The sequence below is a fragment of the Pseudomonas sp. UFMG81 genome (assembly GCF_015354575.1).
In the GTDB taxonomy this organism is placed as follows: domain Bacteria; phylum Pseudomonadota; class Gammaproteobacteria; order Pseudomonadales; family Pseudomonadaceae; genus Aquipseudomonas.
In genome coordinates this window covers 45239-58845 of sequence record NZ_JACAFQ010000008.1, presented here as the reverse complement: position 1 = coordinate 58845, position 13607 = coordinate 45239, and the positions used below count along the sequence as shown (strand labels likewise).

General features: G+C 65.7%; 9 protein-coding genes. 6 read left to right on the top strand and 3 right to left on the bottom strand.

All coding sequences use genetic code 11. The features are described 5' to 3' along the window. The first annotated feature begins 70 nt into the window (after nucleotides 1–70). The 4 genes from IX761_RS08235 (at nucleotide 71) to IX761_RS08220 (ending at nucleotide 3779) form a co-directional block, all read left to right on the top strand. A complete protein-coding gene (locus IX761_RS08235) occupies nucleotides 71–1558 on the top strand; it encodes a methylenetetrahydrofolate reductase C-terminal domain-containing protein (RefSeq protein ID WP_194789107.1) in 1488 nt (495 codons plus the stop codon). A 139-nt stretch (nucleotides 1559–1697) separates the two neighbouring features. Then, on the top strand, nucleotides 1698–2717 hold the full coding sequence (locus IX761_RS08230; protein WP_194789106.1) for a hypothetical protein: 1020 nt from the start codon (nucleotides 1698–1700) through the stop codon (nucleotides 2715–2717). Beyond that, complete coding sequence (locus tag IX761_RS08225) at nucleotides 2696–3499, top strand: hypothetical protein (RefSeq protein WP_194789105.1); 804 nt, start codon at nucleotides 2696–2698, stop codon at nucleotides 3497–3499. Before IX761_RS08230 ends, IX761_RS08225 begins: the two co-directional genes overlap by 22 nt. Beyond that, on the top strand, nucleotides 3492–3779 hold the full coding sequence (locus tag IX761_RS08220) for a type II toxin-antitoxin system Phd/YefM family antitoxin (RefSeq protein WP_194789104.1): 288 nt from the start codon (nucleotides 3492–3494) through the stop codon (nucleotides 3777–3779). Before IX761_RS08225 ends, IX761_RS08220 begins: the two co-directional genes overlap by 8 nt. A 76-nt stretch (nucleotides 3780–3855) precedes the next feature. Here IX761_RS08220 and IX761_RS08215 read toward each other — a convergent pair whose 3' ends face one another. Then, nucleotides 3856–4620, bottom strand: coding sequence for a carbon-nitrogen hydrolase family protein (locus IX761_RS08215; protein ID WP_194789103.1), 765 nt, complete (start codon nucleotides 4618–4620; stop codon nucleotides 3856–3858). A 168-nt stretch (nucleotides 4621–4788) separates the two neighbouring features. On the opposite strand from IX761_RS08215, the gene IX761_RS08210 reads away from it, so the two are divergent. Continuing rightward, nucleotides 4789–5472 carry a hypothetical protein gene (locus tag IX761_RS08210; RefSeq protein WP_194789102.1) on the top strand — a complete coding sequence of 228 codons (684 nt, stop codon included), beginning with the start codon at nucleotides 4789–4791 and terminating at the stop codon, nucleotides 5470–5472. After that, nucleotides 5469–6338 (top strand): hypothetical protein, encoded by an 870-nt coding sequence (locus IX761_RS08205; protein WP_194789101.1) that lies wholly within the window; start codon nucleotides 5469–5471, stop codon nucleotides 6336–6338. The genes IX761_RS08210 and IX761_RS08205 overlap by 4 nt, the downstream gene beginning before the upstream one ends. Nucleotides 6339–6724: 386 nt before the next feature. Here the strand turns inward: IX761_RS08205 and IX761_RS08200 are convergent, their stop codons facing one another. Next, entirely contained in the window at nucleotides 6725–9718 is a 2994-nt protein-coding gene (locus tag IX761_RS08200) for an autotransporter serine protease (protein WP_228533374.1), read from the bottom strand. Between the two features lie 147 nt (nucleotides 9719–9865). Continuing rightward, nucleotides 9866–12847 (bottom strand): autotransporter serine protease, encoded by a 2982-nt coding sequence (locus tag IX761_RS08195; RefSeq protein ID WP_194789099.1) that lies wholly within the window; start codon nucleotides 12845–12847, stop codon nucleotides 9866–9868. Nucleotides 12848–13607 lie beyond the last annotated feature (760 nt).

Genomic DNA, 13607 nt, shown 5'->3' with positions numbered 1-13607 from the left:
CGCAACCAGACATGCCCCGCCCGCCAACCTGCGCCACACTGCCACCCTGCCCAATCCGGTAGCCCGCCCCATGAGCCTGCTGAAAACGACCCTGGACGCCAACGCCTTCGCCTGCATCCTGGAATTCGTCCCCAAGCCCTGCGCCGAGCGCTTGGCCACCCTCGAAGCCCTCATGGCCCGCACCCGGCTATGCGGCTGGCCGCTGACCGTGGCCATCGGCGACCGCGTCGGCAGCGCGCTGGACCTGTCGCCGCTGGACGCCTTCACCAGCCTCAAGCAACCGGTGCCCGTCCTGCTGCACTTCTCCGGCAAGGACCGCGAACGCCGCGACCTGCTCGCCCAACTGCAACGCATGGACGCCGCCGGCCTCGACCAGTTGCTGCTGCTCACCGGCGACCGCCTGCCCGGCCACACCCCGGGCGAGCGCCCGGTGCGCTACCTCGAATCGGTCGCTGCGTTGCAGCTCGTGCGCCAGGCCCGCCCGCACTGGCTGCTGGCTGCCGCGCTCAACCCGTTCAAGTACCGGGAAGCCGAGGGCGGCGCGCAGTACAGCAAGGCGCAAAAAAAACTCACCGCCGGCGCCGACCTGTTCATTTTGCAGCTCGGTTTCGACATCGAGAAACATCAGGAAGCCTATGACTGGATGCAGCGCCAGCCCCGGCCCAAGCCGCTGATGGCCTGCATCATGGCGCTGACCGCAGGCCGGGCCGCTATGCTCGACCACGTCGCCGGGGTAACCGTCACGCCATCGATGCGCGCACTGCTGGCGGCCGAGGCGGCAGTATCGAAACAGTACGCCCAGGCCCGCGCCACCCGGCGCCTGGCCCTGCAAGTGATCGGCCTGAAGCTGATGGGCTATGCCGGCGTGCACCTGTCGGGCATTCACGATGTGGCACAGTTCGAGGCATTGGAGCAGGCCATCGACGACCTGCAAGGGCAATTCACCTCGCTGGCAGACTGGACCCCGGCCTGGCAAGCGGCCTGGCAGCAGCCTGACCTGGCACCGGTCACCTTCCACCCGCCTGGGCACGCCTGGCGCCTTGGGCAACGGCACATCGAGGCCTCGACGAAGGAGAAAGCCCGTTATCACCTGCTGTCGGCGATGCACCACCAGCTGTTCAGCCGCACGACTACGTTGAGCAAGGCGTTCGGCTGGGCCGTGACCCGACCGCTGTGGGCCAACCCCACGGGGGCACGCTGGCTGCATCAGCTGGAACGGCGCATCAAGCGCCCGCTGGTGGGGTGCGATACCTGCGGCAGTTGCCGGCTGCAGGACACCCTCTACACCTGCCCCGAGACCTGCCCCAAGGGCCTGGCGAACGGGCCGTGTGGCGGAACGAACCTGGACCGCTGCGAGTTCGGCGACCGCGAGTGCGTGCACAGCGCCAAGTACCGGCTGGCGGTGAGCGTAGGGCGGACCGAGGTGCTGACCGACAGGTTGATCCCTTGCGTGCAGGTGGAGAACCGGCAGCGCAGTTCGTGGCCGGTGTGGTTCGAGGTAACTGCGACCGGCCCTCTCCCCTCACACACCGCTGCCACACCGGAACTCAACGACTGATCGCGTTCTGCGAGTCAGCCTGCACAGGCTCTTGTGGGAGGAGGCTTGCCCGCAACGGCTCGTTGTTAATCATTTTTTTGATTAGTTATCTATTGAAGCTTACAGTTCAATAAAGCACTTAACACAGTAGCTCTTCGCAATGACCAAACTGCGCTTAGCCACCCAACGCTATCTTGAGTCGATCCTGGGCGTACCCACGCACTTGAAGCCCATTTCGCTCAAGCTGCCCTACCACCTCCAAGACGCCTACACCTGTATCGTACTCACCCTGCAGTTCGCCCCAGCGCCCCTGGACCTGCTGCTGCTGTTACCCAGCAACCCCACTTATCTCGGCGCCGTCACCCTGACCAAGCACTTCGCCCAGATACGCAAAGCCACCCCCGCCACCCCCGTCTATGTCTGCCAGGCCCTGTCCTCCGCCGACCGGCGCAGCCTGATCAGCCACCAGCTCAACTTCATCCAGCCCGGTTACCAGTTGTTCGTCCCCGAACTGGCCATTGACCTGCGTGAGCGCGTCCGCCAACGCCAGACCCAAGCCCAGATCACTGCCCTGCTCCCGGCTGCCCAAGCCATGCTGCTCGCCCGTCTTTATAAAATCGGAAGCAATGACACGCCGTTCCCGGCCAGCGGGCTCATGGGCAACTTGAGCTACAGCCGGGTGACCCTTTCAAAGGTCGTGGATCAATTGCTGCAGATTGGGCTGCTTGACCCCGTTCCTCTCAAAGGTGCGAACCAGGCCTATACGTTCAGCGCCAGTGCAACCGAGGTGTTCAAGCGGGCACGCCCCTACCTTCGCTCACCGGTGAAACGCCAGGTCGCAATTTCCACTGAGCTCGCGCCAGAGCACGGAACATTCCTCGCGGGTGAATCAGCACTGGCCAAGCACACGCTTCTGGCCGCTCCGGCGCAGCCCATCTATGGCATGACTCGCCCGCACTTTGACGCATTGCTTGCACAAGGCTCGATACAACTCAGCACGTCGGTGGACGACACCAAGGCGTGGGTGCAAATCTGGGCCTACGACACGCTGGAGACATCCGGCAACGGTGCCGATGAAGCCTCCCTGCTCTTGAGCCTGGACAATAGCCAGGACGCGCGCATCCAAATTGCGCTCGATGAACTCAAGGAGCGGGTTGAATGGTTGGGATCAGGGGATTAGCGCTTTTCGGTCAGCACTTCAGTTGCTTTCGCGATCAGTACGTATTGATTGGCGGGGTAGCCTCATCACTGTCGATGGATGAAGCCGGCATTCCCTTCAGGGCCACCAAGGACCTGGATATCGTGTTGATCATCGAAGCGCTCGACAACCGGTTCATCGCAGCATTCTGGGCGTTCGTGCGCAAAGGCGGCTACCAGATCAGGCAAGCCGGCATGGTACATCCTGTGTTCTACCGGTTTCAGAAACCCACTGACGATACATATCCCGCTCAGCTCGAGCTGTTTTCCAGGGCACCTGACGGATTCGAGCACCCAGATCACGCCACACTGACGCCAATCCCCACCGACGACTCCATGTCCAGCCTCTCGGCAATCCTGCTCGATGATGACTATTACGCGTTCCTGCTCGCAGGCCGACAACAGAGCGACACACTCTCGTTCATTGGTGCGGACCGTCTGATCCCTTTCAAGGCAAAGGCCTGGCTGGACCTTTCCGCGCGCAGGCAATCAGGCGATCGGGTCGATGCCAAGAATATCCGCAAGCATCGGAATGATGTAGTGATGCTGAGCGGACTATTGACTGGAGAGCGGGTGAATTTACCCAAGCGCATTGCGCGTGACATGGGCGAGTTCCTGAAGCGTTTGAACGAGGAGGACCAGGAACAGGGAGCCAAGGGCTCAAGGGGCACTCACGGAGAAATCATCGAGCGCCTCGGGCTCACATTCGGTATTGAAACAATGGCGCCACTTCAACCAAGCAGAGAGGAGCACCGTGATGAATAAGCCACTGAAATCGGTGCCAGCGGCAACGATGAGAAGAGCGTTCAATGCAAAGTTGGCTGAAATGGCCAATAACAGGACCGAGGGTTTCCTCATCCAAAAATGCAACAAACCAGCAGCAGTGCTGATACGTGCCCAGATGTTCGAAACGCTACGCGATCAGATCGACGATCTGCGCGCAGACCTCCTTGCAGCAGAACGCCAACGCCACCTGGACGAAGCAAGTACTGTGAGTCTGGGAGCCATGGAAGCTCGCTTCAACTTCCCGGAACGCAGCCAATGAATGTGTCGCACTGTCCAGGGAGGCGCGCTTGCTGGTGTGCCGAACCTCCACGATAGGGCCGACCAGCCTGTCTCAGTCACCGAAAGCGTTCGTCTACTGTGACTTCACATCCCTGCCACCCCGCAGCTTGAGTGCTGACAACCAGCATCCGGTTGCCGGTACCAGAAACAGCCGCGACACACCGCCCCTGCTCATCCCAGAACGCACTGCGCCCCGCCGCCGCCCAGCCGCCGGTGACCCCGCCGTGATTGGCCATGAGCACCGCCATGGCGTGCTGCTGCGCATACCCCTGCAATAGCCGGCTGTCCGTTGGGTAACCCGTCTCCCCGATCAGCACCCCGCTGGCGTACACCTGCGCGCCGCGCTGCGCGGCACTGGCGGCATGCTCGGGATGGGTGAAGTCGGCACACACCGACAAGGCCACCGACACCCCGGCGACGGACAACAGCTCGCCCCCGCTCCCGGCCTCGTAATACACATCCTCGCCGGTGTGCAGATGCTGCTTGGTGTAGGCGCCAATCGAGCCGTCCGGGTGCAGGATGCAGGCGGCAATTCGCGGTTTGGCGTGGCCCGAGAGCTTGAGTGGCATACCCACCACCGTGGTCATGCGCGCTTGATGAGCGTAGTCGCGCAGTGGTTCCAGCAGCGGCGTGTCCAGGCCCTGCGCCAGGGCGCTGGACACGGCAAGGTCGTACCCCGTGACAGACAGCTCGGGAAACAGCAGCAAGCCCACGCCGTGCTCATGCGCCCGGCGCATGAACGCCAGGTGCAAGGCCAGGTTGGCGGTGATATCGCCATCACCAACGGCACATTGGGCGGCTGCGAAAACGGCTGTCGACATGGGGGGCTCCTGGAAGGTGCGCAGACTCTGCGCGACACGCTCGCGCTACACAATACCTGCGCTGCGTTGAAGCGCCGAGCCCACCTTGAAAATAATGTCTTATTGCCATCATGATTGCCGGCCCCTGGCCGATACAGCCAGTCTCCAACACTCTTTAAGGATTACCCGATGCGTTACTTGCAGGGATGTGCAGTGCTCCTGCTGTGCTTGATCTTCACCGGCTGCGCCAACGTACAGCCCCCGGTGCAACTCGATCAGCAGTTCTGGAACGAAAAGGACCTGGTGATCGGCGTGGCCATGACCCCCGTCGCCCCACCCAAGCTGATGTTGACCGGCCAGCAAGGGCTGCTGGACCTGGCGATCAACACCGGGGTCAACAGCAAGCTCAGCGAGCATGTCAGCACCTGGGACCTGACCGACGTCAACACCCTGCCCGACGCCATCATCGCCAAGCTGCAAGCCAAGGGTTACAAGACCAAGCGCATCGAAGAACGCATCGACCTGGACAAGTACAAGGAAACCAAGTTCAAGGAAGGCTACATGGAGCGTGATATCAGCGCCCTGAAAGCCACCTACGGCATCGACCGCCTGCTGCTGGTGGCCATCGACGGCACCGGCGCGACCCGCAGCTACTACAGCGTGGTGCCCACCAGCGCGCCAATTCCGATCGTCTCGGGCCGCGGCATCCTGGTAGACGTGCAGGACAGCCGCCTGCGCTGGTTCAAGCCCTTCGTGGTCACCCAGCCGGCCCAGGGCGAGTGGGACCAGCCCACCTACAGCAACCTGTCCAACGCCTTCTACCAGGCGGTCGACAGCAGCCGCCAAGAGTTCGTTACGCCGTTCTCGCAATGAAGCGCGCGCTGCTGCTGGCCCTGCTGCTCGGCGGCTGCGCCCAGCAGGCGCCGCGCCCGGCCGATATCCACGACCCCACGGCGCTGCGCTACCTGAACGAGCACGGCGCCCGTATCGAGGTGCAGGTGGCGTCAGCCGGCTGGGTGGATGCCAACCGGGTGATCGATGCCCAGGCCGCCGCCAAAGCGCGCGAGACCAACTATTCGCTGACCCAGAACGCGACCATCAGCGGCGGCCCCATCGGCCTGCTGCTGGCCAGCGCGATCAACACCCAGGTCGGCGAAGCCGCGTTGCAGCGCGACGCCGAGCGTGACGCCAAGCAGGCGGCGCAGTCGATGGCGGTGGTGCTGGCCGAGCATCCCTACAACGGCAAGCTCCAGCAACGTTACGCCAGCGCCGCCGGCAATGCCGGGCTGCGCCCCTCCAGCGGCCCGGTCACGGCCAGTTTGCGCATTGCCCCGCAGGTGGTGGTGAGCCCCGATCGCGGCAGCTTCGTGCTGGTGAGCCAGGTGGAGTTGCAGGACATCGCCGGCAGCGTGCTGTACCGCACCCGCGTTGAAGTGCAGAGCCTGTCGGTGCGCCGCTGCGGCGAGCACTGCATCGACGATGGCGGGTTCGATGCGCAGAAAGTCGATGCGCTGCTGCAGACCTGCATCGACGAGTCGATGCGGATACTGGCGCAGGACCTGAACCAGGACCCGGCTGCCCAGCGCGGCAAGGAACAGACCATGCGCTACCTGCTGGATGGGCGGCGGATGGTGGAGCGCGGGCGGTTGTTGCCGCCTTCGGCGCAGTACACCCGCTACCGCAACCTGGATGGCGCGCTCAAGGCCGTGCCGGTGGCGTTGTTCACGGCTGCGCAGTGAGTGGTGGTTTGATTGGTGGTGGTGCTTGGTGCTGGTGCTTGGCGGGAGACTTGCAGCGCTCTTGAGATCGAGCGCCGCCCGCGCGGCGCATCGCTGGCAAGCCAGCTCCCACATCTGTTTCGGGCCAGTTACTCCTGGTCCATCTCCACTGTCCGCCTTGTTTGTACGACGCGGTTTCAGCATTGGCGCTGATGCCGCCCCACCAGACTTGAGGCTTGCACCAAGGCGTACAGTGGAGACCTCACAGGATGGATTGGCCCGAAACAAATGTGGGAGCTGGCTTGCCAGCGATGCGCCGCNCGNGCGGCGCTCGATCTCATGGGCGCTGCAAGCCCCTCGGCAAGCACCTGGCGGCCCTCACGCGATCATCTTGAAAGCTATGCCCCTCAAAACGCCCAATCCAAAGTCAGCCCAACCCCGTGGCTCTTGTCCCGGCTCCCCAGCAGCCCGCTGTAGTCCAGGCTGACCCGGGCCTGGCTACCCAGGTCGATCCCCGCCCGCACACCCACCACCGCCGCATCCCGATCCAGGGACAGCGCCTGGACCTTGTAGCTATCGCCGTGCCCCGCGAAAGCCAAATGCTGGTCAGCCCCGGTGGAACTCAAGTTGTGCTGCCACCCCAGCGTGGCGGACAGCGCCACCGCCTGGCCGCCGGACAACTGCAACTGCTTGCCCACGCGCATCCCCAGGGTCGAGAGCCAGGCATCGCGGTTATCCTTGCCCCCCTCCAGCACAGCCGCGCCGCCATGCTCCTTGAAGCTGTCACTGGCGATATGCACATAGGCCAGGTTGGCGAACGGCTCCAGCGCCATGCTCGGCAGCGCCACCTGCCACGCCGCCTCGCCGAACACCTGTGTGCTCTGGGCATCACGCTTGCTCTTCAGGCGATCGCTGACCCCGTTGTACTGCAGCTCGCGCTTGGTATCGATGCGGTGCCAGCTGTGGTTGCCGCCCAGGCTCAGGCGCAGCTGCTCCAGCTCCTGGCTGGCATAGGCCCCCAGGTGGACGCTGTCGACGCTGGCCGAGGAATGACGCCCATCGCCCATGCTCAGTGAACTGTCGCTGTAGCCGGTGAAGACGCCGATGCGGGTGTCATCGCTGACCTGCCCGTCACCTCCCAGCAACAGGCCGCCAATGGAGCTGCTGTAACGCGCCCGGCCGGAATCACCCTCGGCCTTGCCCCAGGCCCCCAGCGCCTTGACCCACAGGCCGCTGCCCTGGCCCTGCTCAGCCACCGCGACGCCCTGCTGGCGGGTCCGCTCGCCCACGGCGTCACGCACCTGGCGGCTGTCGTTGAGCAGCAGGTTGCCCACCGCCGGGTGGATTTCCCCGGACAACTGGTCGAACGCCTGCTGCGCGCTGCCGGCATCGACCGTCAACAGCAAGCTCTCGTACACCGGGTTGCCCGCGCCGAGCCGATCGGCAGCCGCGGCCACCGCACGCTGGTTGGCGGTCAGGCCGACACTGGCGAAGGACGTGGCGTTGCGCTGCACCGCCAGCTGCACCCCGCTGCCGCTGTAGGCCAAGCCACCGCCGAGAAACAACAGGTTGGACTGCACATCGGCGAAGCTACCCTGCACCCCGCCCGCGGCGCTAACGATGTCGAACTGACGCCCCACCAGGCTGGTTGCCTGCTGGGCCTGCAACGAAACCCCGGGGTTTTGCAGGTCCAGGGCCAGGTGCGCACCGCCCAGGGTGACCTGGCCATCGCTGACCAGGCGGTCGCTGCCGGTGGCATCCACCTCCACGGCATAGGTGGAGCCCGGCTGGAAGGTCACGTCCGAGCTCACCTGCAAGGTGCCGATGGAGTTGCCCGGCGCCACCACCCCGCCGGGGTTGACCACCAGCGCGCCGATCCGGCCATTGCCGCCCAGCACGCCGCTGGCATTGACCGTCACCGTCGATTGCAGCGAACCGTTGACCGCCAGCCGGCCCTGGTTGACCAGGGTCGGGCCGGCGTAGGTGTTGTTACCGGTGAGCACCAGGGTGCCGATGCCCTGCTTGGTCAGGCCGCCATGGCCGCCGATATCGTTGCTCCACAGGTCCAGCCCGCAGCTCAGGCCCAGGCAGCGCCGCTCGGTGGGCTTGCCGGCATCCACCAGGGCGCCGATGCCCGGCAGGTCGGCCACGAACTGGCTCGGGCCGTAGCCGCCGGCGATGCGGAACTCCTCGGGAATGTCCTGTTCGGTGACCAGCATGGCCGGGCCGCGGATGCCCTTGTCCAGGTTGATCATGCCCCAGCCGTACAAGGCATCCACGCCGGGCGCGCCCATGTCGGTGGCGGTGGTGCGCAGCACGCTGGCGACCTGTGCGCCGGTCATGTAGGGGAAGCGTTCCATCAGCACCGCCGCCGCGCCGGCGGCATGGGGCGCGGCCATGGAGGTACCGTTCTTGTTGGCGTAGCCCAGGGTCAGGTCTTGCTCGCTGGTGCCACCGATCACCGCACTGTAGATGCGGGTGCCGGGGGCCGACACGCACAGGCTTGCGGTATAGCCGCAACGCGATGAGAAGGTGCTGAGCTGGTAGGGGTTGGCACTGCCGCTGTCGGGGTTTTGCTGCAACGCTGCCACGGTCATCCAGTTGGGGGCGATCTCCGGGACGAAATAGCCCAGCCCGGCGATCGCATCGGGGTTGTTCAGGTTGTAGTCGTTGCCGGCGGCGAAGATGGTCAACACCCCGCTGCGGGCGGCGGCGATGGCGCCGTCATAGGCGCCGCCGGGCAAGGTGCCCAGCAGCGGCTGGATCTGCGCGAACTGCGCGCGGGCATCGTCCACGGTGAAATGCGGGAACGCCGGGTTGCGCCCGCCCTTGGCGAAGCGGTCGGTGATGCCGATGCCCCAGCTGTTGTTGATGATCCGCGCGCCACTGGCCACCAGGCCATCCCAGCCGGCCTTGTACACCGCGCCATCGTTGCCCAGGACAATGCCATCCTCAGGGCCGGGGTCGCCGTTGTCGGCACTGATGATCTGCGCCGCAAAAGCCACGCCGTGCATCGACACCCCGTCACGGTTGCCGGCGGCGATCCCGCCGACGTGGGTGCCGTGGGAGCCCAGCTTGCCATCCGAGCCCACCGAGGCGCGGCCGTCGTAGCGGAACGCATCGCCGGCCTTCACCGGGATGTAGGGGTCGGTGTACTGGCGGATGCCGCTGGTAACCAAAGTGACGATCTTGCCGTTGCCGGCGAACTCGGGGTGCGGGGCGTAGACCGGCTGGTCGAAGATGCCAAGCTTGACCCCCTTGCCGGTGTAGCCGGCGGCATAGGCGCTGTCGGCGTAGATCGCCGCCAGGCCCCAATCGGCCTTGAACTCGCTGCTGCGCCAGCTGCTGGCATCGCCCAGGCGCCCACTCTCCACATAGGGCGCGGCCTGGGCCGTGCCCATCAGCGCCGCCCAGCCGAGCAATGCCAGGGCCGCGCCCTGCCCCCGCGCGTTGTCATCCTTTTTGAGTCGCTTCACTACAACCTTCCTTAGCTGCATTGATGAAAAAAAACGGCGTTGGTCGAACGCCGTGTTGCCCGCTTCAGCGCATCAGAAACGCCATTGCAGGTTGAGGCCCGCGCCGTGCTGTTGCTCACGGCTGGCCAAGCGGCCCTGGTAGTCCAGGCTCAGGTCCAGGTCGCGGGTGAGCCCCACCCGGACCTGGAGCCCCACCAGCGCGGCATCGCGCAGGGCCGGCGCCGTGGCGACCCGGAACGGCTGGTCGCTCCCGGCAAAGGCCAGGTGCTCGCTGTCCTGGGTGCCGCTCAGGCGGTGCTGCCAACCCAGGCTGGCCGCCAGTTGCAGGTCTTGCTGCGTGCCCAGTTGCCAGTGCTGGCGCCCACGCACCCCCAAGGTGCTGAGCCAGGCATCACGCTGCTCGTCACCGGCATGCAGCGCCGCGGCGTCGCCCTGCTCATGGAAGGCGTCGCGGTCCAGGTGCTGGTAGGTCAGGTTGGCGAAAGGCTCCAGCTGCAGCGCCAGACGATAGGCCGCCTCGGCGTACAGCTGCTGGCTGCGGGCATCGAGCCGGGCGTGCTGGCGGCCGGATACCTCGCCATAGGCCAGGTCGCGCCGAACCTTGGCGCGGTGCCAGCTGTAGCTGCCGCCCAGGCTCAGGCGCAGTTGGTCCAGGTCGTGGCGGGCGTAGGCGCCCAGGTGGTAGCTGTCGACCGTGGCCCGCGAGTGGCTGCCGCCCATGCCCAGGGAGCTGTCGCTGTAGCCGGCGGCCAGGCCGGCGCGGGTCTGCGCGTCGAGGTCATGGTCCACACCCAGCAGCATGCCGCCCAGGGAACTGGTGTAGGACTCGCTGCCCTGCACGCCCTCGATGCGGCCCCAGTTGCCCAGGCCCTTGAGCCAGAGCTGGGTCGAGCCTGGCTCGCTGGCCGTCGTGCCGGGCGCGTCGGCATCCCGTGCACGCTCGCCAAAGGCATCGCGCAGCACCGTGCCCTGGCTGAGCAGCATCGAGTCCAGCGCCGGGTAGATCTCCCCGGCCAGCTGGCGCAGGCCGTCCCGGGCCTGGTCCGCCGAGGTTGACAGCAGCAGGCTTTCGTACACCGGGTTGCCCGGCCACAGCCGCTCCACGGCGCCGCCGCTGGCGCGCTGGTTGGGGGTGGCCGCGACACTGTCGAAGGTCGCGGCGCTGCGCGTCACGTCCAGTTGCACGGCGTTGGCCGAATAATCGAGGACAGTCCCCAGGAACAGGAAGCCGGGCTGGACCTGGGCGAAACGCCCATCGACGCCACCCGCAGCCTGCAAGATGTCGAACTGGCGCCCCACCAGGCTAGCGACTGGGCCACCGGCCAACAGGTTCGGCTGAACCTGGGGCACCACCAGGCTGAGATTGGCGCCATCGACAGAAGCCTGTCCACCCACGACCAGCCGGTCGCTGGCGGTGGGCGACAGCTCCACCCGATAGGTCGAACCGGGCTGCAAGTCCAGGTTGCCAGTGACATTCAAGGTCCCGATGGAGTTACCCGGCGCCACCCCCCCCCCAGCGCTGGCAGTCAGGGCCCCGACCCGGCCACTGCCGCCCAGGGTCGCGCCGGTGTTGACCGTTACCGCCGATTGCAGGCTGCCATTGACCACCAGCAACCCGCCCTCGACCCGGGTTGGGCCGCGGTAGCTGCTGTCCCCCGTGAGCACCAGCCAGCCGGCCCCGGACTTGACCAGGCTGCCCTGGTACACCCGCTGCGCGGCCGCCGCGTCCCGGGCCACGCCCAGCGCATAGTCGCTGCGATCCTGCTGGCTGGCGCCCGCTGCCAGGCCCTGTTCCCAGCCGCGATCCTTGAGGGTTTGCTGCCAGGCCTGGCGCTCCGCCGCGTCCTCGGCTTGCCGCTGCAGCAAAGCCTGGTCGGAGATACCGTTGCTCCAGCTATCGCCCTGCCCGCGCCCCAGGTTGACGTCGAACTCTCCCAGCAGCTGCCCTGGGCCGTGCATCGCCCGGCCCAGGTCCGGCACGCCCCAGCCCACCTGCTCATTGGGCCCCACGGTCGGCGAGCCATCGAGCTGGCGCGCGGTGGTCAGCAGCACCTGCAAGGCCTGCTGGTTGTTCAGGTAGGGGTAGCGTTCCATGACCAGGGCCAAGGCCCCGGTGGCGTGGGGCGCGGCCATCGAGGTGCCGTTGTAGGTGGCGTAGCCGCCAGCGGGCACGGTACTGCTGATTGCCGCGCCCGGGGTGGCCAGGCACCAGTACTTGGCGATGCCGCACTGGTTGTATTTCTGCCGGTTGCTCTTGTCCAGGCCCGACACCGCCAGCCAGTGGCCCTCCAGCTCCGGCTGGAAGTACGGCAGCGCCGCGCGCACGCTGGCATTGGCATAACCACTGTTGCCGGCGCTGAACACGTTGATCACACCCCGCCGCGCCACGTCGGCGGCGGCGTCGAGCCAGGTGTCTTGCTGATAATGCTGGGCGTAGGCCGCGCGCAGGTCGCCCAGGGTCTGGTAGCTGACATCCTTGGGCTGGCTGCCCCAGCTGTTGTTGATCGCCCGCACCCCGGCATCCACCAGGGCATCGTAGACCGCCTTGAAATAGCGCGGATCGGGGCCGGTACCGAACAGGAACTTGTCGTTGTGGTTGGTATTGCCCACGTACACCTGGGCATTGAAGGCCACCCCATGCATGCCAACACCATCGCGGGCCGCGCCCATGGTGCCGGTAACGTGGGTGCCATGGCTGTCGTTGGCGCCATTGAGCACCCCGGACACGCTGAAGGGGGCGCCGTCCAGGTACTGGCCGGTGGCGGTAACGGCGTGGAAACGTCCGGGGCTGGCCTCGGGGTGGGCGGCATCGAACCCCGAGTCCAGGGCGCCGATACGCACCCCGGCGCCGGTGATCCCGGCGGCATAGGCCTGGCTGGCCTGCATGCGCTCCAGGCCCCAGTCCTGCTGGTATTCGGCCGAGCGCCAACTGGCGGGGTCGCCGGCGCGGCCGGTGTCTTGATAGGCCGCCGCAGCCGACAGCGGCAGGCCGGTGGCGAATGCCAGGCACAGCGTGCCCGTCAGCGCCTTGAGCTGATTGCATCTCACATCCATGTCGATGACTTCTCTTGTTCTTGTTGTTCGGTCGCCCGTCCTGGACGACCCGTGTGTCGCTGCATGGCTCGGCCGCACGCTGGCGGTTCCTTCGAGCATTGCGCAGGTTACTTCGGCGTTGGGGGAAAGAGATAGGGGTATTTTTCTGCGATCTGGTGGCAAAAACATCGCTTGGTGGCTTGGGCCGCGTCCGTCGGTAATCTTGGCGGCGCACGGCCACTGCCACCAGGCATCCAGATCTTGACATGGACAAGTAAACCGAAAACAAAGTGTCCACGATTCATGGAATGTGGACGGCCGGGATTTTTACTCGAATGAAGAGTCAAGGCATTTTGCACCCAATGCTTGGCGCGAGCCTTTCAGTGCCTATGAGACCGAGCGCCGCCCGCGCGGCGCATCGCTGGCAAGCCAGCTCCCACATCTGTTTCGGGCCAATCCATCCTGTGAGGTCTCCACTGTCCGCCTTGGTGCATGCCTTGAGTCATGTGAGGCGGCGCTAGCGTCCATGCAAAAACCGCGTCGTACAAACAAGGCGTACAGCCGCGGCGGCGCAGGCAAAACTGGCCCGAAACAGATGTGGGAGCTGGCTTGCCAGCGATGCGCCGCNCGNGCGGCGCTCGATCTCATAGGCGCTGCAAGACTCCCGCCGAACACCTGGCGGCCAGCGATTGCCGATGGAGCGACTCAAGCTAGCAGCGATCAGCTCACCCAAAGTTTCCTCACCTACGTCATCAATATCTCTCGAAAGGAGCTATCCGCG

Excerpts from the sequence above, each read along its gene's own strand:
- IX761_RS08235 (WP_194789107.1), top strand. The coding sequence starts at position 71 with ATGAGCCTGCTGAAAACGACCCTGGACGCCAACGCCTTCGCCTGCATC.
- IX761_RS08230 (WP_194789106.1), top strand. The coding sequence starts at position 1,698 with ATGACCAAACTGCGCTTAGCCACCCAACGCTATCTTGAGTCGATCCTG.
- IX761_RS08220 (WP_194789104.1), top strand. The coding sequence starts at position 3,492 with ATGAATAAGCCACTGAAATCGGTGCCAGCGGCAACGATGAGAAGAGCG.
- IX761_RS08205 (WP_194789101.1), top strand. The coding sequence starts at position 5,469 with ATGAAGCGCGCGCTGCTGCTGGCCCTGCTGCTCGGCGGCTGCGCCCAG.
- IX761_RS08195 (WP_194789099.1), bottom strand. The coding sequence starts at position 12,847 with ATGGATGTGAGATGCAATCAGCTCAAGGCGCTGACGGGCACGCTGTGC.
- IX761_RS08225 (WP_194789105.1), top strand. The coding sequence starts at position 2,696 with ATGGTTGGGATCAGGGGATTAGCGCTTTTCGGTCAGCACTTCAGTTGC.
- IX761_RS08215 (WP_194789103.1), bottom strand. The coding sequence starts at position 4,620 with ATGTCGACAGCCGTTTTCGCAGCCGCCCAATGTGCCGTTGGTGATGGC.
- IX761_RS08200 (WP_228533374.1), bottom strand. The coding sequence starts at position 9,718 with ATGGGCACGGCCCAGGCCGCGCCCTATGTGGAGAGTGGGCGCCTGGGC.
- IX761_RS08210 (WP_194789102.1), top strand. The coding sequence starts at position 4,789 with ATGCGTTACTTGCAGGGATGTGCAGTGCTCCTGCTGTGCTTGATCTTC.